Raw genomic sequence first — 22,012 nt, 5'->3', positions numbered from 1 at the left:
ATGACTTTGCCTTTAACCGACCAACTGGTGCAGTGGCGTCGCGAACTGCATCAGCATCCGGAACTTTCGAATCATGAATTTGCCACCACGGAACGTATTACCCGCTGGCTGGAGCAGGCCGGAATCCGGCTGTTGCCGCTGGGGCTGAAAACCGGCGTCGTGGCTGAAATCGGTCATGGCGAACCCCTGATCGCCCTGCGCGCGGATATCGATGCATTACCGATTGAAGAAACCACCGAGCGCCCATGGCGATCACAGCAGCCGGGCGTGATGCACGCCTGTGGTCACGACGTTCACAGCGCCGTGATGCTCGGCGTGGCGTTGCAGCTGAAACAGCAGGAAGACACGCTGCAAGGCCGGGTACGGATTCTGTTTCAGCCCGCTGAAGAGACCTTTAATGGCGCACGTCAGCTGATTGATGCCGGTGCGCTGGAAGGCGTTCAGGCGATATTCGGCCTGCACAACGCGCCCGACCTGCCGCTGGGCACGCTGCGTAGTCGGGCGGGTGCGTTTTATGCCAACGTAGACCGCTTTGTTATCCGCATTGAGGGCAAAGGCGCCCATGCCGCACGACCGCAGGAGGGCATCGATTCGATTGTGATTGCCAGCCATATCGTAACAGCTCTGCAGACCCTGCCGAGCCGGGTGTTCAGCTCGCTGGAAACGGTGGTGCTGAGCGTGACGCGCTTTACCGCCGGTAATACCTGGAACGTGCTGCCACAAAGCGTTGAGCTGGAGGGCACCGTGCGCACCCACAACGGCGAAATTCGGGCGCAGATCCCGCACCGCATGCGATCCCTGATTCAGGGTATTGCCGCCGGGTTTGGTGCGACCGCCGAACTGGAGTGGACTGAAGGACCGCCGGCCCTGATTAACACGCCAGGCTGGGTGGATGTTGCTCTGGACGTTGCCCAACAGAGTGGCTATCTCGCGGAGCACGCTGACTCGCCGCAGATGGGCGGAGAAGATTTTGCCTTCTATCTGCAGCAGGTGCCGGGGGCATTTGTCAGCATCGGCAGTGCCAGCGAATTTGGTCTGCATCACGCCGCCTTCGATCCTGATGAAGCGTTGATTGGCCCGGCGGTGGACTACTTCACGCAGCTGGTGCCGCGCGCGTTGCAGATTGTGGCGGCGCAATGACGAAAAAAAGGAGTGCTGCTATGTCAGTTCAGGTTCCACAACCGATTCTTGATCATGCTGTGATTAACGTGGCCGACCAGCTCGACAGCGCCAGCGCGCGCTTCCGAAGGCTCGGCTTTCAGCTCACTGAACGGGGTCATCACTCGCTGGGATCGAGTAATCACCTGGCTATTTTTGGTGAGAACTACCTGGAACTGCTGGGCTATGAGACGGGCAAAGGGAGCCAGCGCGCCGATCTCTGGCAATCGCCGCTGGGATTGAGCGGTCTGGTGTGGAAAAGCAGCGATGCAGAGAGTGAGTTTCAGCATCTGCAACGGCAGGATCTGGATGGCGATCCGCCAGCGGCCTTTCACCGTCCGGTCACCCTGCCCGACGGTTCGGTGAGTGAAGCGCACTTTCGGACCGTACGGATTCGCCCTTCGCTGGTACCCAATGGCCGCAGCTTTTTTTGCCAGCATCTGACGCCCGAAGCGGTATGGCAGCCGGCATGGCAGCGTCACCCCAATGGCGTGCGTAATATCAGTGAGTTTGTGATTGTCGCGCAGGATCCGGCGCTTTCAGCGCTGGTCTATAGCCGCCTGTTTGGGGCCGCTAAGGTGCTCGCCTGTCCCGAAGGCGCCTTTGTCCTGCGCGCGGGTGCTGCCACGGTTCGTTTTGCTTCGGCAGACTATGCGCAGCAGCGATTTGGCCCGCTGCCGGAAGACTATGATGGCAGCGCCCGGATGGTCGCGCTGGGTTTTGAGACGGAAGATCTCGACCTGGTGAAACGCGCGCTGGTGAAGGGTGAAATTGCCTTTCAGGAGCAGCCCGAGGCGATTGTGGTGGAGTCGGCAGAAGGTTTTAACCTGGCACTGCGTTTTACCTGAGTGCAGATTCAGGAGGTGATGAAAAACGCCTCTACTGAGGCGTTTCTTCAGAGCACGGACCGATAAAATATAAAGACTTATCGAATCTTAATAGTCCATCGCAGCACGCTTAAATCAGAAAAACAGAGATGGCGACAGGCCAAACCGGGCGCATAATGCCCGGATATGCGACACAGTCAACTGACGTTCGCCGCTGAGGATTCGGCTAACCAGCGATTTTTTACCGATCTCATTTTCGAAGTCGCTCAGGCTAAGATTGTGTTGCTCAATAAGCACGCGCAGAATGCCGGGGCCTGTGCTGATTTCATTTTGACGTGCATTAAATTCGGCCAGCTCCGGATCTTTATCTTCATAGTGAGCAATGCGCGCGCAAAGCAGGTCAACCAGCGGATTATCCGGCTCATGTTCAATCAGATATTCGACCAGTTCCAGTGCTTCTTCATAATCCTCGCGCTGGCTGCTGCCAGCCAGCAGCGGTACCGCTTCAGCGAGCTCATTTGACAGCCTGATAGCTTCAGTATTCATTCGGTAACCTCCCGATATTTCGCGGACAACTGTTGATCGCTCTGCACATGCTGTGAAGCCTTTCAGCCGATCGTTTCAGCAGACAAAGGCCATAAAATTAAACTCTCCGATCTTAATATAAAAAAACGCCTCAACTGAGGCGTTTTTCACAGGCTTTACAACGACACAAATCAGAAAGTGTAGCTGGCGGTCACTGAGAAATTACGCGGTTCGCCGTAGACTACGGAGCTGGCCACGTTAGTGTCATACTCTTTGTCGAACAGGTTATTGAGGTTGCCCTGCAGCGACAGATTTTTGTTCACCTGATAACGGGCGAAGAGATCAACCAGCGCATAGCTGCCCTGACGGGCACGCCAGGTGCCATTGCCTTCCGGGCCACCGACATCATTCCAGATATGTGTCTGCCAGTTCACACCGCCACCCAGCGTCAGCTGCTGCAACGTCGGCAGGCGATAGCTGCTGAACAGGTTAAAGCTGGTCTGCGGCAGTTGCGGGTTAAAGGTGCTGCCATCGCGGTTTTCCGCAATGTAGCGCGTGCCGCCCAGGGTCATCTGCCAGTTGTCGGTTAATGCGCCGTTGACTTCAAACTCCACGCCACGACTCACCACGCCTTTACGGCCAATGTACGCGACATCACCTGACCCCTGAACCGTCTGAGTGGTTGCTTCACCGACATTATTCAGCTCGGTGCGGAACACCGAAATCGAGGTGGTGAAGCGACTATCCATCCAGTCAGATTTCAGGCCTGCCTCGTAGTTTTTGCCGATAACGGGCGACAGGAAAGCGCCGCTGGCATCGCGATAGTCCTGTGGCTGGAACACCGAGGTATAGCTGGCGTAAGCCGACCAGTTTTCAGCAAAGTCATAAATCAATCCGCCGTAAGGGGTGGTGTTATTTTCTTCCATTTCACCGCCTGGCGTTTCACGGTTCCAGTTAGTGTAACGAGCACCGATAATCAGGTGCAGCGGATCGGCGAGCGACAGACGGGTCGCCATATAAGTCGATTTCTGGCGAACCAGTTGGGTATCGCTTGCTGGCAGACGCGGCGTCCAGGCCGATTCCGGATACTGACCGTTAAACTCGTTGTAGTTGCCCAGCGACTCCGATGAGATATTCTCAAAGGTACTGAAGTACTTGTTATCCTGGCGGGTGTAATTGACGCCGACCATCAGCTCATGCTGACGACCCAGCAATTCATAAGGACCGCTGGCGAAGGCATCAACGGCATCCACTTTACGTTTACCGGTGTTGTAACCGGTCCCGCCTACCACCGGATAGTTGGCATACGAAGAGACGCCCGCCCCGGTGTTACGATCGAAATAGCCATCAAGATAGATCTGCTTACTGTCGAGGCGCATCTCGTTGTGCGCGCCGTTCAGCGTGATGTTCCAGCCGTTATCGAAGTCCTGTTTCAGGTTCACAAAGACTTTACGGTTCTCTTTATCGTTGTAGGCCCAGTCAGGTGCGGTGTTGTAGCCGCGTCGGGTATGTATCTGCGTGCCGTCTGTGTACCAGCGCGGCGCGCCACCCCACATGGTGGAATCCGTATTGACCTGGCTGAATTCATAGCCGACCGAAAGCGTGGCAGAGTCGGTCAGGTCAGCGTCAACCACGCTATAGATGAACTGTTTTTTGGCGCCATAGCGCTCTATGAAGCTGTTGTTATCCTGCCATCCCGCGATCAGCCGGCCACGAACATTGCCTGAGTCACTGAGCGGAGCCGAGAGATCGGCCACATAACGCTGCTTATTCCAGCTGCCGTAACTGGCGGAGACGGTGCCGCCGAACTCTTTGCTGTCGGCGTGTTTGCGCACCATATTGATGGCAGCTGATGGATTGCCCGGTCCGGTTAACAGACCGGTCGCTCCGCGCACCACTTCAACGCGCTCATAGAGCGCCATATCGGTCTGCGCATCACCCAGGTTCCAGCGAGCGGCAAAGGCAGTAGGGATACCATCGACCATGTAGTTGTCGATCATAAAGCCGCGCGCATAGTAGTTGGTGCGATCCATATCACCACTGATACCGCGAATACCGGTGGTATTTGCGAGCACATCATTCAGTGACTGGAGTTGCTGATCGGCCATACGCTGCTTACTGACGATGCTGACTGACTGCGGGACATCACGTACGGTGCCCAGCATTTTAGTGCCCGCACGGGTAACCGGTACGCTGTAATCAGTGGCGGGCGAAGCGGCTACGGCATCATCGGCTGACGCGCTGACCGTCATAGTCTGGTTATCGCTGGCAGCGGGTGCGCCGGTCTCTGCTGCATGAGCAGCGTTATGCGCCAGCGACGAGGCGACGATGGCAGCCAGCAAGGAGAAGCGGAATGGACGTTGCAGAGCAGAGGTGCCCGTCGCCCCGGGGTGTTGAAGATCGAAAGCGTTCATTAATTCCTCAATTATCTTTATGTTTTTATGCTGCCACTGTCACGACCATGCTTCCTGCGGACATCGCTGCCCTGCTTATGGTTTGAGGAACCAGAAACCTTTCCCTGAGCGCCTGCGCGCGGGTGTGATGAACTTCTAAAACAAATGAGAAATATACGCATTGCGATTATCATTGCAAGATTTTGTTAGCAAACAATACGAATTTTTTCAGGAAATTGTCTGCGCGTGAAAGGCGGCTGGAGGGTAATAAAGGCAAGGAGGCGTTTATGGGGTCAGCGCGCCCGCTGACTTGTCAGAGAAGCAGGGCTGCTGCATCATTTTTTGATAAAGATAAAATCCTGTAATGGCCGTTCATTGAACTGTAGTTGTCACTCCTGATGCCACAATATCTGCCTTAAATCTTTTATCACCTTATTTAACACCAGATATTGCAGGAATTCGTACGTGCGCAAAATTTCAATGCTTAAAGCGCTGATAACGACCACCGTTTTCAGTGTTTTTTCAGCCCACTCCGCCACACTTGTGGAGACCGTGAGTGCGGGCTGGGATAATTTCAGTGATAAAGTCGCCACAACCTGGCAGCAGCCTGAAGGTTACGACTTTTATCTGCCCGCGATTACCTGGCACAACCGTGCCACTTACGATCGTGAACACATCAATAAATATAATGAAAGACCCTGGGGCGCGGGCGGAGGTATCTCCCGCTACGATGAAAAAGGGAACTGGAACGGCATCTACTTAATGGCGTTTAAGGACTCCTTTAATAAATGGGAACCCTTTGGTGGCTATGGCTGGGTGGCAACCTGGCGTCCGCTGGCCGACCAGAATTTTCACTGGGGTGCGGGTTACACGGCGGGCTTTACCGCACGGCACAACTGGGATTATATTCCGGTGCCTGCGCTACTGCCGCTGGCCTCTGTCGGCTATGGCGATCTCGATTTCCAGATGACCTATATTCCCGGCACCCATAACAACGGTAACGTCTATTTTGCCTGGCTGCGCTACCACTTCTGACAGTTGCCGATATAAGCGTTAGCGTGACATCGCCATGAGCGATAGATCGTCCAGCGTGAGGGTTTCGCCATCATAGCGATGACGCAGCAGATGGTAGCTTTCGCATTCAATAATCTGCTCAACCGCGTCCGAAAAGATATTCATGGCGCTGCGCATCTGGCTCAGATAGTCATGGGTGTCATAGACCCGATCGATGCCTTCCAGCGCATGGTTCATGATTTTTCGGGCGACGTCATTAGGCGTGTCGAGCGCTGAGAGTTTTGAACGCGCAGTCCTGCGCAGATCGCGCGGGGTAAACGCCTCCAGTCCCAGCCCACGGGGAGCGCGGATCATCCGGCGAAGTGCCTGATTCATCGCGCCTTTTGACAGCGGCTGTTGCGGATCGCGTGGCGCGGGCACCAGCCAGGGTGAGGCTGGATCGGCGGCGCGCAACAACGCTTCGATGCACTGACGCATCAGCGGTGAAATGGGCAGCACATGCTCACGCTGCGACTTATTGCGCGTACCCTGCATCCACAATCCTAATTGCAGATCGAACTCCGCTTTCTGCGCCTGCACAATTTCATCCGGCCGCCGGGCGCTGACCAGGCATAAACGCAGCGCCCAGCGCGCCTGTTCCGAGAGTGCCCAGTTATCCAGCCCGTGCCAGAACACCCAGATTTCTGCATCGGTAAGTTGCCGACTGCGCGGCGGCGTAGCGCGACCCGCGACATCACGCTTTTTCATTGAAGCGATGGGTGAATGATCGAGATAGCCCTGCATCTCTGCCCAGGCGAGAAATTGTTTGGTCAGCGCGAACACCCGCCGCGCCTCCTCTTTTTTACCGTCGGCGATCAGAATGTTATAGAGCCGGTTAAGGCGTAAGCGGTTCAGCGTTTTGAGTGGCTGCGAACCGATGTTCGGCAGGACATGTTTCAGCAATGAGGAGATGGCGATCTCCGGGCGGCGCCGGCTGATCAGCAGCGAGAGTTTTACCCAGACCTTCATCACCTGCTCCACCGTGCCTTCATCGCCAAAATTATCCAGCTCACTAAGTGAAGCCTTTTTAACCTGCTCCAGCCAGATCAATACATGGCGGCCTACGTGGGCTGAACGCGCAGGGATCTGTGTCAGATCTGGGGTCACATTTATACCTGTTAGTCACTGCAGAGCGCGCCATTCTATCCATTGTTTATCCATGACTCCAGACCTAATAAGTCTGGAGTCATAAAGACGCGTTCTGATGAAATCTGAGGAAGTTTTCGGGTGATGACCAACAAGTAAAACTAACGTCACTTCTCCCTTCTGGTCACGGTTATGGCGAATAAATAGCCCATTGTTATGGAATGTAAAGGTGGCTTACCGCGATATACAATGATAACTATTATCATTATCATACGCATTTGCTTACATACCTTAATACTTCAGGGAGATTTTCTAAGTGAATGTAACCATGCGTGTCCATAAGCGCCCTGTTGCGCTACTGCTGGCCGGTTTATTGAGTACCTCTGCTAACGGCGCTAATCAGGAAGAGACAGAAAAGCTGGCTGATGATGAGACGATGCTGGTCACTGCTGAACAGGAGCTGAAACAGCAGCCTGGCGTTTCGGTGATCACCTCGCAGGACATTGAGAAAAACCCACCGGTCAACGACCTTTCCGACATTATCCGTAAAATGCCAGGCGTTAACCTTACCGGCAATAGCGCCAACGGTGTACGCGGTAACAATCGTCAGATCGATATTCGCGGCATGGGGCCGGAAAATACGCTGATTCTGATTGATGGTGTGCCGACCACCTCGCGCAATTCGGTTCGTTATAGCTGGCGTGGCGAGCGCGATTCCCGCGGTGACTCAAACTGGTTACCACCAGAAATGGTTGAGCGGATTGAAGTGATTCGTGGACCGGCGGCAGCCCGTTACGGTTCCGGCGCGGCCGGTGGCGTAGTTAATATCATTACCAAACGCCCGACCAATGACTGGAGCGGATCGCTGTCGCTCTACACTAACCAGCCGGAAGATGATAAAGAAGGCGCAACCCGCCGCGCTAACTTTAACCTGAGTGGTCCGCTGGCGGGCGATGCTCTGACCATGCGGCTCTATGGCAACATCAACAAAACCGACAGCGATGCTTTCGACATTAACCAGTCGCACAATGGCTCCGGCGCCGCCGGTCGCGAAGGCGTTCGCAATAAAGACATCAACAGCGTGCTGTCGTGGAAGATTACGCCATTACAGGTGCTGGATTTCAGCTACGGATACAGCCGCCAGGGCAACATTTACACCGGGGATACCCAGTACAGCAACGGTGCCGGTAATGCCTTGATCGAATCTCTCGATGGTTCGGAAACCAACCGTCTGTATCGTCAGACCTGGGGCCTTGCGCATAATGGCATCTGGGACTGGGGACAATCTAAGCTCACCTTTAACTATGAAAAAACCAATAACACCCGCCTGAATGAAGGCACGGCGGGTGCGGGTGAAGGCCGGATCAACAGCAACACGTTCTCAACCAGTCGCTTTGAAAGTTACCGGGCAGGAGGCGAAGTCAGCTTCCCGCTGGAACTGCTGCGTGAACAGACCGTTACGCTGGGATCCGAGTGGAACCGTGATGAGCTGAACGATCCAAATTCAATGAACGGCACCAGTGCGCCTGGCGTATCCATCGACGGTGTCAGTGGTGATGCGGGCAGCCGCAACAGTAAAAACAGCGCAACGCTGAGCTCACTCTATTTTGAAGATAATATTGCTGCGACCGATAGCACTGAAGTGATCCCCGGTCTGCGTTTTGATTATCACGACACCTTTGGTGCGAACTGGAGTCCGTCGCTCAATATTTCTCAGGCTCTGGGAGAAAGTTTTACCCTGAAAGCGGGTATCGCCCGTGCGTTTAAAGCCCCTAACCTTTATCAGTCCAGCGAAGGCTATTTACTGGCGACGCGGGGAAATGGCTGTCCGATCAACGTTACCCGTGGCAGTTGCTATCTGCTGGGCAATGAAAATCTCGATCCTGAAGTCAGCATCAATAAAGAGCTGGGTATCGAGTTCAGTCAGGATGGCTATATTGCGGGTATCACCTGGTTCCGCAATGACTATAAAAACAAAATCGTCTCCGGGACGGAGGTGCTGGGTTACGCCTCTAATGGTAACAATATCCTGCAATGGAGTAACGGCGGCAAAGCGGTAGTGGAAGGTCTGGAAGGCAATTTCACTATCCCGCTGGTCAGTGACGAGCTGGAGTGGCGGACTAACGCGACTTACATGATCGAGTCGAAGGATAAAAAGACCGGTAATCCGCTGTCGATCATTCCTGAATACACGATCAATACAATGCTGGACTGGCAGGTGACGCAGGATTTCTCCACTAATCTGAACTGGACAATGTATGGTCGTCAGAAACCACGCCAGTATGCGGAATCCCGCACAGAAAACAATTCTATGTCGAATCGCGAAGTCGGCGCTTATTCAGTATTTGGTGTCAATTTTAATTATGACATCACCAAAAATCTGCGTGCCAATGCCGGGATTAATAACCTGCTGGATAAGCAGCTATATCGCGAAGCTGATGGTGCATCAACCTATAACGAGCCGGGACGCGCATATTACGCCGGGCTGACAATGTCCTTCTGATCTGCAGCAGCGCTTCCCGGTGGAGGCGCTGTTTTTTCGTCGTCGTCGAAAAACCCCCTGTTTACACTCCCCCCTATTTATCTTCTCAGTGCTAATCTCTGGCTGCCGCTTAACGAGCCGGAAAGAATCTGACTCACGGGTATGGCATTAAATACTCACATTCCGTCTGGAAAGCGTAACGACAGGTAACTAATGTCGTGATTCCTGTATCCCGGCCAGCGAAACACCCCAGAGTGCGGCTATGCTCTGTCGGGTTCAACCTGCAACTATAACTAACTATCAGGATATTAAGTGATGAAAAAATTATCAGTTATCGTTATTGCTACCGGGCTGTTTTTGTCGGTCAATTTACAGGCTAATGCCCAGGGCTGTCTTAAGGGAGCCGCAGTAGGCGGCGTCGCAGGTCATGTTGCTCATCATGGTGTGGCCGGTGCCGCAGCGGGCTGCGCAGTCGGTCATCATATGGCGAAGAAAAAACAGAAAGAGGCTGAGCAAAATCAGCAGTCTCAAAAATAAGCTGAGTTTGTAGCATCGATGTAAATCAGCCGATTACCGGGCAATGATAATGTCCGGTAATCGCTGAGTGATAACTATTCTGAGTCTGTTGCATCGCTAAAGTACGGCGCATTAAGGGCAGCCGGTTATGTTAATTATGTTTATTTGAACTCGATGTCTTTAAAGGTGCAGTGATTTAGGTGAGTGACCAGAAATTTGAATAAGGTACGCATATTTTTAATTCAGACAGTGGAAAACGTCTTTTGAAAAAACGTCCTTTATCGACCCAGCCGCACAATGCCATGCCATCTTCATATTCAATTACCACCATTATTCTTCTTCTTTTTCTTCGCCGAACAATGGTGCCCACTTCAATCATGCGGATGCCTTAACCGCACTATTGCCGGTTACGTCATGGGTATCTGAAAGTATCGTTCTGACAATGAAGTCATTACTTTTTCTCAGATCTCCAATCGCTGGCTGGAGTTTTCCATATATCCGCATACCTTCCAGCATCATGAAAATGCTTTGAGCCATGACTCGCGCATCTTCATCCTGGCGAAATACCCGCTGATCCTGGCCTCTTTTTAAGATGTTCTCTATCTCGTTAATTAAATGGTTAAATTTAAAGGAAACTTTCCCTTTAACCTCTTCGTCTCCGGGTAAAAGTTCACTGGCTGCCGCAATAGTAAAGCACCCTTTCTCTCCGGCAGGAGCAGATGATAACTGAGCCACAAATTCGAGCGTTTCTCGCAATGCAGCTTCTGGCGACATTTCTTCATTTCGTTTCACTGTCCTTGAAATGCCTTCATCCATATATCGCTGCAAAGCAGCCAGGTAAATAGCACGCTTATCGGGATAAAGTTTATAGATGCTGGCACTTGCAAGACCTGATGCTTTCATAAGATCAGCCATAGATGTTGCCTGATATCCCTTCTGCCAGAAGCATTCAAGTGCGGTGTTGAGGAACGTCTCTGGATCGAATTCTCTGGGTCTGCCTGCTGATGCTTTCATAAGGTTCTCCTGTTTTGAAGGTTGATTGTAGATCGATCAATCTACAATTAAAAGGCTTTATCTAAACCTTGTGTTAAAAGTCATGCTTTTTGCCTGGTAAAATTTAATGCTGAGTCAGTGGACAGGCACAGGTGAGTCATTGGCCGCCTTCTGGCGGCGGCAGGCAAATACTTATAATGGGATTACAGTCTGGACCTGATGCTGAAAAACGTAGGGATCTGATAGCAACTCATATTCTTCATCGTCCGGATAGGTAACGGCAATCTGATACTGTTCGCCTGCAAAGGCTTTGATGGCTTCTAAATCTTCCCAGTACGTCGCAAGGAAGAAATGCTCCCATTCGCCCTGCGTTTCTCTGCGTACATAGGCTCCCAGATTCCCTGGTGTCGCTTCTGAATGTTCAACACCAGTCTCCTGCAAGTGAGTTGCAAAACCTTCGGCGTGCCTGGCCGGTACGCATCCGTGCCATGTTCTTACAATCATGTTGCTATCCTCATGTTGTTGAAGAGTTTAACCATAACATGACAATGCAGGAACAACGATTCGTTCTCTGAGGATGGAGAATGGGATGTTACTGCGCAACGGCCAGTTAAGGATTCTCATGCAATAAAAAATGCCGGAGCTCAGTTGTCACTTCTTCTGGTGCTTCTTCAGCCATATGGTGACCGCTGGCTATCGCTTTACCCCGAACATGTGGTGCCCAGGATTTCCAGATGCCCAATAGGTCGCCGTAAATATCTTCCAGATCATCATATTTTGACCATAAACAGAGCGTCGGGCATTCAATCAATCGCCCATTCTGACGATCATAAAGCTCATGCTCTTTGTCTATAGTAAGACCGGCACGATAATCCTCGATCATCCCATGTACAGTCTCCGGATCGTGTATAGCTCGTCTGAATTCAATGTATTCATCATTCCCCATTGTTTCGGGCTGGCCTCCATACCACTTGTCCGGATCGGCTAAAATTGCCATTTCGGGTTTTTCAGGCTGAGCGAAGAAGAACCAGTGATACCACTGTCGGGCAAACTTCTCATTACACCGGTTGAGCGCTTCAAGTATGGGTATACAATCCAGTACAGCTAGTCGTGTAATTCTCTCAGGGTAATCAAGTGCGGCCCTATATGCTGTATAGCTACCTCTGTCATGTCCCACCAGCGCGAATTGATCAAAACCTAACTGGCTCATCAACTCAATACAATCTTTCGCTTTAGCTCGCTTAGAAGAACCAGCATGATTGGGCTCATCAGCAGGTTTAGATGAGCGGCCAAATCCCCTTAAATCGGGACAAACCACGGTAAAAGATTCGGCAAGTTGCGGGGCCACCTTTGACCAGGTTACGTGGGTGCGGGGGTGTCCATGCAACAGCAAAACCGGAGGGCCATTACCTCCATAGCGAACATTTAGCACTGCTTCAGAAAGTCTGACTTTTGTATGAGTAAATCCCTCAAACATTTTTTGATACCCGCGCCATAAATTTATAAAAATTATAGGCTTAAGTCAGCTGATGTATCTTTATTACAACGGCTTAATACTGTGAAGACTGAATCAATTCACCCAACTCCGGAATACTCGTTTGTGTTAAAACAATGTTTCAAGGCAACCAGGCCTGAAACATGACGGAGCAGAAATGAGAACGCAAAAGCGATGTATGGGTTATGTGGCCATCGTGGTTGATGACTATGATCGGGCAATTGAGTATTACACCGAAAAGCTGGGTTTTACCCTTGTTGAGGATACACCGCAGCCAGGTAAACGCTGGGTTGTAGTTACACCTGACCCTGAAAGCGATTGCAATCTTCTTCTGGCTCGCGCTTCAAATGACAGACAGGAAGGTTTTATCGGCAATCAGTGCGGCGGAAGAGTATTCCTTTTTCTGCAGACGGATGACTTCTGGCGAGACTATAAAGCCATGAAATCGAAAGGCGTTACATTCTCCCAGGAGCCTCGTGAAGAGGAGTACGGAACCGTGGTGGTTTTTGAAGATCTGTACGGCAACCGCTGGGACCTTTATCAGAACAGGCAGAATTAAAAACCAAAGCCAGTTGTGTATCAGGCATCCAGATGAACAATAAAAGTACGAACCCTGCCGGCATACTTCAGATCAGCGGGGAGTGTTTTTGAAGCATCCCCTGAGCACTCTGCTATCAATTAAGCGCTCGCGAGCAACAGAGCGCCGTGTGATAGCAGACTTACTTTCCTCACAAGCTATAACCTTCAGATCCGCCAATCAGTTTCGCTAATCCAGCGATCTATCCGATATTTTTAGCTGCGCCCTGGCATTATAAAAACGACGATAGGATAAATAGATAGCAATGATCGTTGACAGACTGGCAGTTCCTATCAGCATAAACGTAACCATAATCTGATACTTAATCGCCTTGAGCGGATCTATTCCGGCGAAAATCAGTCCGGACATCATCCCTGGCAGGCTGACCAGTCCGACGGTTTTGGCAGCGTCCACCGTCGGCATCATGGCTGTACGAATGCTGTCGGCAATGATGCGGCCCGATGCCAGCTTCACCGATGCGCCAAGGCTCAGCATCTCCATAATTTTCTGCTGGTTGTCGCTGAAGCGCTGGTTCAGGTTGCTGTAACAGAGCCCTACTGCGACCATGGCATTACCGGCGATCATGCCCGTGATGGGGATGACCTGCATCGGAACAAACGCTATCGCTCCGCTCAGCACCAGAATCGTTAGCGTGATAACGGTGCCACTAAAAATAGCGACAAACGATATCGTAAAGGCGTTATCAATATTTCGTCCGCGTTTACGGGCGTTGATCGCGGCATTAACGCAGATAAACAGCACCATCAATACCGTGAGCCAGCTGTTATTAACATCGAAGATCGACTTTAATACAAAGCCGACAATGACCAGCTGAATTATCGCCCGGGATACACTCCAGAGAATATCTTTGCTCATGCCGAGCTTTTCTTTCTGGCTGATAAGCAGCGCTATAGCCACCAGCGTCAGTGACAGTAACAGCGAGGTGTCACTGATATTATGCTGATTCACGCTTATTCTCCTTTTCTGGCGGCTCAAGCCGAAGCACCTGCTCAGCCTGCTGGATATCGTTAACGTCATGGCTAATCCGCACCACGGCTACCTTTTCTTCAGCTGCGATCCGGTTAATCAGTGAAAGTACTGATAGTCTGTTCTCTTCATCAAGGGCGCTGGTGACTTCATCCAGCAACAGCACCTCAGGCATGAACTGCAGATTGCGCAGTAGTCCGACACGCTGTTTTTCTCCGCCTGAAAGTTGTTCAACAGGTTTATTCAGCATATCCGGAGAGAGATTTACGCTTTCCAGCGCAGCAACAAGTTTGTCCCGCTGAGGTTTCTGACGGCGAATCTGCCATGGCAGCGCCAGGTTGTCATATACCGTCTGACCAAACAGTTGCGGCGTCTGAAAACAGTACGAGACCTGCTGGCGATAGGCCTCTGCTCTCAGCGTGGTGATATCACTGTTCCTGAAGAAAAGTTGCCCGGAGGTGGGGGTAATCAGCGAAGCAAGGATTTTGAGGAAGGTGCTTTTTCCGCTTCCGGATGGACCGGTCAGCAAGACGCAATCACCCTGATATAACTGCAGGGAGACCGGTTTCAGTAGCTGACGATCCCCGACTGAAAAAGCGACATCCTGCACATCCAGCAGGAGTGAAACTCTGTCCATATTTGCGCCTCAGGACCTGACAAATTGAGTGTTGGCAGTATCAAAAAAAGCAGGAGTTACCCTTCACAGGCAAATTACCGGTACTGCATGTTGCAGCGCACTCACACTGCTGGCGTGGGCGCTGCAAGGCAAATGTACATCAGGCTATGAAATATAAGGCATTTAATTGCGGCTATGCATCTTCTGAGTAAAAAATCAGTGTGTGGAGGTGTCCGCCAGCCAAAACTCAATATGATCCTGCGCGAGGAACGTGGCAGGCATCGGGTTTAAATCAGAGTGGCAGACACGCTGTCACCCGACAATTATTTGTTTTTCCAGCTGGTAGAAACCGGGTTGGTTACGGTGTTTTTTTCCTGAGTATAGGTGCCGTTCTGCTGCGCAATGGCTTCACCGGTATCCACAATGGCATTCTGAATAAAGACGTTCTGCCTGTCACCTCTGATAAAAGTTAACTGATGAAAAGCCGTTTTATTGCCCCAGTCAGCAGAAGGCAGAGAGATAAAACGCACGGTGAAAGTTTCATCATCAAACTTGCCCTGCATAACGTAAACGCCGTAGTGGTTTTCGCCCTGAGAAATGATTTTATAGGTACCGTTGTCGTAATAATAAATCTCCGCATCCGGAAACGGCTTTTTGTCATACATTTTTCGGTAGTGCAGCACCTGTTTGATGGTGGGCTGGCCGAAGCTGACGGTGAGGTTTTTACCATCTGCCGACGTCGTCAGACCTTCAGCGTGAACACTGCTCATCAGCATTAACAGACTTGTAGCGGCCATTGCGGTTGCTTTCACTCTCTTTCTCCTCAGCGGATTATGGGGACAACAAGCGTATAAGACCCCAGAACTTACACGGTGGTGAGTATCTGTTGAAGAGGCAGATAACACATTATTACACAATGTTATAATCACGCCCTGTAACCTGGCGACTTGAGCCGTAGTTGACCGGGTTGCCCGATATCGAAAGCGCTCGGATGCAGAAGGAAGCGGTTATCGCATTGAAAATAAAAATAAACGCCAGACTGACGTTTAAAGTTCGCCAGTGACGCTTAATGCCGCAACGCGGTGGAAAGCTGTTTAACTGCTTAAACGAATATCGGTCTGCTGCCGGCCGCTATAACAAAACGGCGCAGACCGATCTTTCGCTGGCAAATCCGGGCTGAATCCTGCTCTTTTACAGAAAATCAGGCACTAAGCGCAGACAGCCCAGGGCAAGGGGAACGTTTATTTCAGCGGTTCCGGCAGCGTTACGATCCACAACTCGCTGTCCGACTCCGGTTTCTTCAGCGGCTTCACGCCGATCGTCGTTGCAACCGGCTTACCCTCTACAGTAAGTTCCCCCTTTTCGTTCAGCCGATAATCCTTGCGCTTCTTACCTTCCACCGGATTTTGCATGACCGTTTTCACGCCGAAGTCATTGTCATTGGCGACCGCCAGGGTTTTACTGTCGATAAGCGCCAGTCCTTCGGCCTTCTCCTGCTGCCAGCCGAGTTGACGTAAATCGACCACCAGCGTTTTAGCTGCGAGCTTAATGCCTCGCTGCGCCAGCGCTTTCTCGTCGTCCGACTCCGGATACTCACCAGGCTTATCGAATGCGGCAAGATCGGTAGCCGCACTGAGGTCCACCTTATAGATAAGGTTGCGCATCGCGTCGTTTTTATCGCTGCCTTGTTCAATCAAGAGAATATGCTGATTATCGAGCGCCACGATATCGCCAATTTTGGCGTCGCTGTTTTTACTGTAAGCCTCGCTGTCGATAGGGTATCCATACATCGCGGTTTTACCGGTCGCCGGATCGAAGCTCACCAGCCGGGTAAAGCGCGCCTGCTTTTTACTTTTACCGTCGATATCCAGCGTACTCTGCACCGCGGCGATGATGCGCCCGTCCGGCATACGGGTAAGCCCTTCAAAACCACGATTAGGCTGACGCCACTTAAGAATATTAGGCAGTCCGCCCGCAATGGATTTTTCCCCTTCAATAGCCTGCGGCCCGTGAATCGCCAGAATCTTGCCGCGTTGATCAACGTTAATCAGAAACGGGCCATATTCGTCGCACAACCAGTACCCGCCCTTCCCGTCCGGCGTAATGCCTTCCGTATCCAGACCACGGTTATCGCCCTTCAGCACTTTCAGTGTGTCGCTTAACGCGACTTCATTGGTTGAGCCGATGACACCATCCTGTAGCGGCAATCCGTTGATATTGCCCTTGTCGTCATGCAGCGGTCGGGCATCCGTGGCTTCTGCTTTGCCGTTCTGCACCCGAATATTCATCAGCAGCGGAGCGAAGTCTGGCGTGACGAAAATTTTTGACTCATGTTTGTCCACATCGGGTGAGTCGGCATTCGGCCCACGATCGGTGACGGTCGCGAAGGTGAGCGCATCCCCCTGGTTACCGGTAAAGAGCAAACCGGAGCCGATTCCCACCGGCAAACCATCCGGAAACGCGCTGGCGAACGCGCCGCTGTAGCTCACGCGCGTACCTTCCGGAAAACTGACGATATAGTGCTCAGCCTGAGGTTGCGCCGCAAGACCAGAAAACGAGAGCGCACAACTGATAACCAAAGAAATCGTTTTTATTTTCATAATATTAAATCCATGAGAGAAAGCTGACAGCGTAAAGAACATAAATGACAGGAAAATGATATTTGCGATAAAAACGGACAGCTAACAGGTTGATTTTGCCACCGTTAAGGCGCCGGCTGGTGAGGTGGTGAACGTAGAGTGAACGTTGCCTTGTGCGCAACGCTGTCTGCTCAGTGCCAGGAGCTGACATTGGCAGAAAAATGATTGTTATTCATCACCATATTGCTATCGTTATGCACTTCCGGATGTGAACCACAGATGAGAAAGCTTACGGGCTACTCACTTTTCAAAAAAAGGATTTGATATGTTTATGCGCCGTGCTTCTCTGTTTTTAATGTCAATGATGGCTATATCCCAGGCCCAGGCTGCTAACCTGCGGGCTGCCGATGTAATCACCTTTGATGTTGCCGGGGTAAAAACCGGTATGGATTATGATGAGGCCGTAAAAGCCATGACTGAGCACTTTCATGTGCCAGCATCATCGTTAGACGTTGATAAATACCCGGCTCTAAATGTGGTAACAGGAGATAAGCAGCCACAGTATATTGCTTACGAAAAAAACGGCGTCAAACTGCTTGTACATTTTGAAGGCCGTGTTCCTGCAGATCCGAAACATGCGCTGGCTGTGTCTCAGATTTCTTACGAGCTCCCATACTCCACTGAGAATAAAAATGCCATGGCCAAAGCCGCCGTTGAAAAATATGGTGTCCAGTCAAATGCACCTTATACACCAATGGTTTGGTGTAAAGCGCCCGGAAAAATGGCAACCATGGCATGCGGCCCGGATCCTGAGCAGCCGGTACTGAAATTATCAGGCACATCCCTGGAGATGAATGACCCATCGTGGACAAATGCCCGTATTAAACTGATGGACAGTAAACAAACCCGCACACCTGGTTTCTAAAGTGACTGATGCCGCCAGATGATCTTCTGGCGGCTAAGTGCCAGACGCTGTTCATGGTTTTATGACAAAGGCTGAAGAGCAGCAGGTGATATTCAGGCGAGATGATTATCAAACGTGATGCGGGACAGATCTGCACAAAGCCAGCTCAGATAAGCTTTCAGTCCTTATTGAAAATTTTTATAAAACATACACAGAGCCTCAGCCACCAGCAGGCTGGCATTTTCTAATGACTTTAATCTGACTCAACGCCCATAACAAACCTCTATCAGACACATGATTTCTTAAAGCCCAGGCTGATAAAAGATGACAAGGCCATACTCTCTGCTTTGAGGTGGTGAGTAACTCCCAGAGCCAGTTTGCATACGGAAATGTGTACTCGCTCCGGGAGAATTTTCATAGGTTGAAACTGCGAACTGAACTGATGTTCTGGTTAGAGTAAATCAGAGACAGGCCGTCGTATCTCTTCACCAGAACATCCCTGTATTTACCTGAGATAAGCGTTCATCAATATGTGATGTTTATTATTCAGGCGATTTTTCTATGCCGCTAGCAGAATTACTTATTCGCATCTGAAGACGAGAAATGTGTCCGGTGATATCTGCCGTCCTTTCTGCTAATCCCCGGATAGCACTGGCGATAACAGAAAACCCACGGCCATGTACACCTGCTCTCGCGGCTTCGATACTGGCGTTCAGTGAAATGAGTTTGATCTGCGCAGCAATAATCCCGTTTTCAGAGACGAGTTCGGCAATTTCTTTTGCGGTTTCGGCGGTCTGAATGTTTCGCCTGACTTCGCTTTCCTCATGTCGGCCACGGTCTTTACGGCCCTGAATATCAATAAGCGCGCCGACGGCACGCAAAGGGGTACCATCAGGTGCACGTTTAGTCTGCCCGCGGGCCTGAAACCACCGGTATTCACCACTTCGCAGTTTAAGACGATATTCAATATCAAAACCGGTTTTACCACTGAAGTCCATCAGGTGGTTGACGAAAGCATCGAGCGCATTCTGTTTGTCATCCGGGTGAAGGCGTGATGCCCAGCTGTCCATCACATCAGGAAACTCTTCAATGGTTTCAAAACCCAGCAGCTTCCTGAACTGCGGTGACCACCAGAATACGTTGTCGGGATTCAGGGGATTTCCGCCAATAATATCCAGATCCCAGAGGCCGTCATTAAGCATTTCGCGCGACAGGTCAAAACGGGTGGAGACAATATCAAACTGGCGGGACTGGGACGTTTCTTCTTCTGTATTCTCTATAACGGCAACCAGGCGCGGCGGCGTAAATTCACGACTGTATGATGCACGGATGCAAAACCACTGAAAGGTATTTGCGCCAGTTTTGATCAGGCAGCGTAACAGCTTTTCATCACCGCTATGTTTGAGTGTATGACTTATCAAACCTTTGAACGCTTCCCGGAAATCCGCATGGATCATCTGGATCAGCGAAGAGAGCCCGACCTCCTTCTGCAGAGGCAATCCCATAAGCTGGCGTGCTTCAGGTGAAACAAATGCAGGCGCGTCACTTTTAAGATCGGTCGTCTCAACATACCAGTAGCCTTTCTGGCTGAGGTTCATAATACATTTCAGCAGCGTGGTATCACTATGATCCACATCCAGCGTTTCATCGATAAATTTCTCAGCGATATCCATCGTTGTCGGCTCTTTGGCGGACTGTTTCCGGAATAAATTCAGCATTATTTCTCCTGGTGAGCATATACAGGCATAAAAATATGCCTGAAAGGGTTATCGGCAGAACCTTCTGGATATTCAGTTAAAGGTCGCTGGTTTGAATTAATACTGTAACAAGATGCTATAGATAGCTCGCCAGCTATAGCTACCGGAACAGAGATGATGGATGAGCATCACCACCAGCGTGCTAAATGTATTTTTTTGAAATCATGTGGCACAAAATTATCTTTGGTCTATGATATCTGAAAAATTTCAGGCCTTATAATCCCGACGCTCCGATCCCCCATGAAGATTCACAGTGAGTTGTTATGCTGAGTTTTGACATACGGTTGTGAGTTTATATTTTCCGGCTATCGCAGGTATTAAATGAGTGGCTTAGCTTTGAGCTGCCACCTCTGCCTGCAGACAAAAGTCCGGACATGACTTATTGATATCCATAAGTATAATTCGTCAACGCATAAGAGAGCCTGGCTGCTGATCATATTAAATGCATTAACAGGGTTTAATATTTAACTTAAGCGATATTTTTATGGGATTGGTTTCACTTTGTTTCTGGTTTACCATACCAGATACCATCAGCCTCATGCAGACCCGTGAGTTAAATAAATATGGCATTTTATGTTCATGAAACTTGCCCGCTCACTGACATCATAGCTATGTATCTCGCACTTAATAACCATAGACAATTTAAGGCCTCCGCAAAATGACGTTTGCAAAAGATTAATTTTCCGCCGCAAACAAAACAGGGTTTTAAAAAGGTTTTCTATTCCGTTCCCGCTCAGGTCATCAATGCCTTACAGAAATACGTTTCAGGATATTTAAATGAATGAAAAATTGAAAGATGCTGATGCTCGTGCAACTTATCAGCAGCTAATTAAATCGGGCGAGTTTAAACCTTTTTTTCAGCCGATAGTCTCACTTGAGGATCAGCGCGTAGTAGGTTTTGAATTGCTGGCACGGCGTATTTTGCCCGAAGGGCTTATCGTATCTCCGGCTGAGTTCATTCCGGCTATGGAACATCATGGGTTACTCAATGAGCTGATGATAAGTCTGGCCGCTCAGGGATTCATGACAGCGAGCACCTGGCCAGAACACCAGTTTCTGTCTTTAAACGTTTCTCCTTCACAACTGAACGGTAAGCACCTTCCCGAAATTTTAAGAAAACTGGCTGAACGTTATCAGTTCAGCCTTTCGCGGCTGAGGATAGAAATCACCGAGACAGCATTGATCGATGATATAGAGACGGCTCATGCAGAACTCGAAGCATTGTCTGAAATGGGTTGTATGATTGCTATGGATGACTTTGGCACCGGCTGTTCAAGCCTTGCCTGGCTTATCCAGCTTCCCGCCAGCACGATTAAGATTGATGGCAGTTTTATTCGTTCAATGCTTCAGAAAAAGGATAGCCGGAAAATTATCTCCAGCGTAGTCGGTTTGGGCCGCAGCCTGGATATGGACGTCATTGCTGAGGGTGTTGAAACAGAGGAACAAGCTGAGATGTTGCGGGGTATCGGCTGCGCTTATGCACAAGGCTACTTATTCAGCAGGCCGATCCCGGCTGAAGAAACACATAATTTTCTCACCGCTGGCTCTGGCCGTAAATTTCATAGTCGTGTGGCACGAATGTCTCTTGAGCAGCGCGCGCATCAGATTTCATCGATGTTTGCTGCGCCTGACACCTCTATCTGCTTTCTCAGCCCTGAACTGATGATTGTTGACGCAAGTGATACCTTTGCAGCGCGGGTTGGCTGGCCAATGCAGGACATTACCCATCGCCATATTTTTGAAGTGATACCGTCTCAAGCTGAGAAGCTGCTTTGGTTGCAGGATTTCAGGACAAAAGGTCTTCCTTACCCTCCATTTGAGGTAAAGCTGCCCGGCGGTAGCACCGATTTGGTTATGATTACGCGGGTGGAGGATGAGGCAAAAGATTTACTGGGGTTTTGTGTGTTTGGCTTTAACATTGACCGTCAGAACAGCCTTGTTCAGCCTTAGTGCCAGTTTATGACATCAGATGATACTTCCCTGTCGCTAAAATAACCTTAACGGTGCAGGCTTCAGTTTCAGGTTGTTAGCTGAAGATGGGGATAAGTCCGCCTGGTCGGAAGC

The 22,012-nt window shown here is 50.6% G+C and carries 20 protein-coding genes; 8 read left to right on the top strand and 12 right to left on the bottom strand.

All coding sequences use genetic code 11. The annotated features are described in order from the left end of the window. Nucleotides 1-1,140 (top strand): amidohydrolase, encoded by a 1,140-nt coding sequence (locus HFD87_RS07140; RefSeq protein ID WP_167423157.1) that lies wholly within the window; start codon nt 1-3, stop codon nt 1,138-1,140. 20 nt (nt 1,141-1,160) lie between these two features. Further along, nucleotides 1,161-2,006, top strand: coding sequence for a VOC family protein (locus HFD87_RS07135; RefSeq protein ID WP_010670393.1), 846 nt, complete (start codon nt 1,161-1,163; stop codon nt 2,004-2,006). Nucleotides 2,007-2,120: 114 nt separating this feature from the next. Here HFD87_RS07135 and HFD87_RS07130 read toward each other — a convergent pair whose 3' ends face one another. Beyond that, entirely contained in the window at nt 2,121-2,531 is a 411-nt protein-coding gene (locus HFD87_RS07130) for a type II toxin-antitoxin system HigA family antitoxin (RefSeq protein ID WP_167423156.1), read from the bottom strand. Nucleotides 2,532-2,701: 170 nt separating this feature from the next. Further along, the gene (gene fhuE, locus HFD87_RS07125; RefSeq protein WP_167423155.1) at nt 2,702-4,924 is read right to left on the bottom strand and encodes a ferric-rhodotorulic acid/ferric-coprogen receptor FhuE; all 2,223 of its coding nucleotides are present in this window, start codon (nt 4,922-4,924) and stop codon (nt 2,702-2,704) included. A gap of 444 nt (nt 4,925-5,368) precedes the next feature. Here fhuE and pagP point away from each other — a divergent pair, with 444 nt between their 5' ends. Continuing rightward, entirely contained in the window at nt 5,369-5,938 is a 570-nt protein-coding gene (gene pagP / locus HFD87_RS07120) for a lipid IV(A) palmitoyltransferase PagP (protein WP_033768928.1), read from the top strand. Nucleotides 5,939-5,956: 18 nt separating this feature from the next. On the opposite strand, the gene HFD87_RS07115 is transcribed toward pagP, so the two are convergent. Further along, nucleotides 5,957-7,063 carry a site-specific integrase gene (locus HFD87_RS07115; protein WP_167423154.1) on the bottom strand — a complete coding sequence of 369 codons (1,107 nt, stop codon included), beginning with the start codon at nt 7,061-7,063 and terminating at the stop codon, nt 5,957-5,959. A 307-nt stretch (nt 7,064-7,370) separates the two neighbouring features. Between HFD87_RS07115 and HFD87_RS07110 the strand changes: the two genes are divergently transcribed. After that, nucleotides 7,371-9,545, top strand: a complete 2,175-nt coding sequence (locus tag HFD87_RS07110) for a TonB-dependent siderophore receptor (protein WP_167423260.1) — start codon at nt 7,371-7,373, stop codon at nt 9,543-9,545. 294 nt (nt 9,546-9,839) lie between these two features. Next, nucleotides 9,840-10,061, top strand: coding sequence for a hypothetical protein (locus tag HFD87_RS07105; protein ID WP_010247042.1), 222 nt, complete (start codon nt 9,840-9,842; stop codon nt 10,059-10,061). A 175-nt stretch (nt 10,062-10,236) separates the two neighbouring features. Here HFD87_RS07105 and HFD87_RS07100 read toward each other — a convergent pair whose 3' ends face one another. The 4 genes from HFD87_RS07100 to HFD87_RS07085 form a co-directional block, all read right to left on the bottom strand. Beyond that, entirely contained in the window at nt 10,237-10,419 is a 183-nt protein-coding gene (locus HFD87_RS07100) for a hypothetical protein (protein ID WP_073999505.1), read from the bottom strand. Then, entirely contained in the window at nt 10,416-11,054 is a 639-nt protein-coding gene (locus tag HFD87_RS07095; RefSeq protein ID WP_061703176.1) for a TetR/AcrR family transcriptional regulator, read from the bottom strand. Before HFD87_RS07095 ends, HFD87_RS07100 begins: the two co-directional genes overlap by 4 nt. A gap of 171 nt (nt 11,055-11,225) precedes the next feature. Continuing rightward, nucleotides 11,226-11,537, bottom strand: coding sequence for an antibiotic biosynthesis monooxygenase (locus HFD87_RS07090; RefSeq protein ID WP_167423153.1), 312 nt, complete (start codon nt 11,535-11,537; stop codon nt 11,226-11,228). Nucleotides 11,538-11,643: 106 nt separating this feature from the next. After that, nucleotides 11,644-12,510 (bottom strand): alpha/beta fold hydrolase, encoded by an 867-nt coding sequence (locus HFD87_RS07085; protein WP_031292354.1) that lies wholly within the window; start codon nt 12,508-12,510, stop codon nt 11,644-11,646. A gap of 175 nt (nt 12,511-12,685) precedes the next feature. On the opposite strand from HFD87_RS07085, the gene HFD87_RS07080 reads away from it, so the two are divergent. Continuing rightward, complete coding sequence (locus tag HFD87_RS07080; protein ID WP_010247037.1) at nt 12,686-13,087, top strand: VOC family protein; 402 nt, start codon at nt 12,686-12,688, stop codon at nt 13,085-13,087. Between the two features lie 207 nt (nt 13,088-13,294). Here the strand turns inward: HFD87_RS07080 and fetB are convergent, their stop codons facing one another. From fetB to HFD87_RS07060, 4 genes are all read right to left on the bottom strand, one after another. Further along, nucleotides 13,295-14,074, bottom strand: coding sequence for an iron export ABC transporter permease subunit FetB (gene fetB / locus HFD87_RS07075; protein ID WP_167423152.1), 780 nt, complete (start codon nt 14,072-14,074; stop codon nt 13,295-13,297). Continuing rightward, a complete protein-coding gene (gene fetA, locus HFD87_RS07070; RefSeq protein WP_010247035.1) occupies nt 14,061-14,729 on the bottom strand; it encodes an iron ABC transporter ATP-binding protein FetA in 669 nt (222 codons plus the stop codon). The genes fetB and fetA overlap by 14 nt, the downstream gene beginning before the upstream one ends. A gap of 302 nt (nt 14,730-15,031) precedes the next feature. Next, on the bottom strand, nt 15,032-15,520 hold the full coding sequence (locus HFD87_RS07065; RefSeq protein ID WP_163852104.1) for a hypothetical protein: 489 nt from the start codon (nt 15,518-15,520) through the stop codon (nt 15,032-15,034). 429 nt (nt 15,521-15,949) lie between these two features. Then, nucleotides 15,950-17,308: an esterase-like activity of phytase family protein gene (locus tag HFD87_RS07060; protein ID WP_167423151.1), complete on the bottom strand. Its 1,359-nt coding sequence runs from the start codon at nt 17,306-17,308 to the stop codon at nt 15,950-15,952. Between the two features lie 304 nt (nt 17,309-17,612). Between HFD87_RS07060 and HFD87_RS07055 the strand changes: the two genes are divergently transcribed. Further along, nucleotides 17,613-18,212, top strand: coding sequence for a hypothetical protein (locus HFD87_RS07055; RefSeq protein WP_022624377.1), 600 nt, complete (start codon nt 17,613-17,615; stop codon nt 18,210-18,212). Between the two features lie 521 nt (nt 18,213-18,733). Here HFD87_RS07055 and HFD87_RS23105 read toward each other — a convergent pair. Next, nucleotides 18,734-19,909 carry a PAS domain-containing protein gene (locus HFD87_RS23105; protein ID WP_167423150.1) on the bottom strand — a complete coding sequence of 392 codons (1,176 nt, stop codon included), beginning with the start codon at nt 19,907-19,909 and terminating at the stop codon, nt 18,734-18,736. A gap of 816 nt (nt 19,910-20,725) precedes the next feature. Here HFD87_RS23105 and HFD87_RS07045 point away from each other — a divergent pair. Then, nucleotides 20,726-21,898, top strand: a complete 1,173-nt coding sequence (locus tag HFD87_RS07045) for an EAL domain-containing protein (RefSeq protein WP_010670407.1) — start codon at nt 20,726-20,728, stop codon at nt 21,896-21,898. The last annotated feature ends 114 nt before the right edge of the window (nt 21,899-22,012 follow it).

Source organism: Pantoea sp. EKM21T, from assembly GCF_011800405.1.
In the GTDB taxonomy this organism is placed as follows: domain Bacteria; phylum Pseudomonadota; class Gammaproteobacteria; order Enterobacterales; family Enterobacteriaceae; genus Pantoea; species Pantoea agglomerans.
Note: the sequence above shows the minus strand (reverse complement) of the source record. Positions and strands in the feature narration are given on the sequence as shown.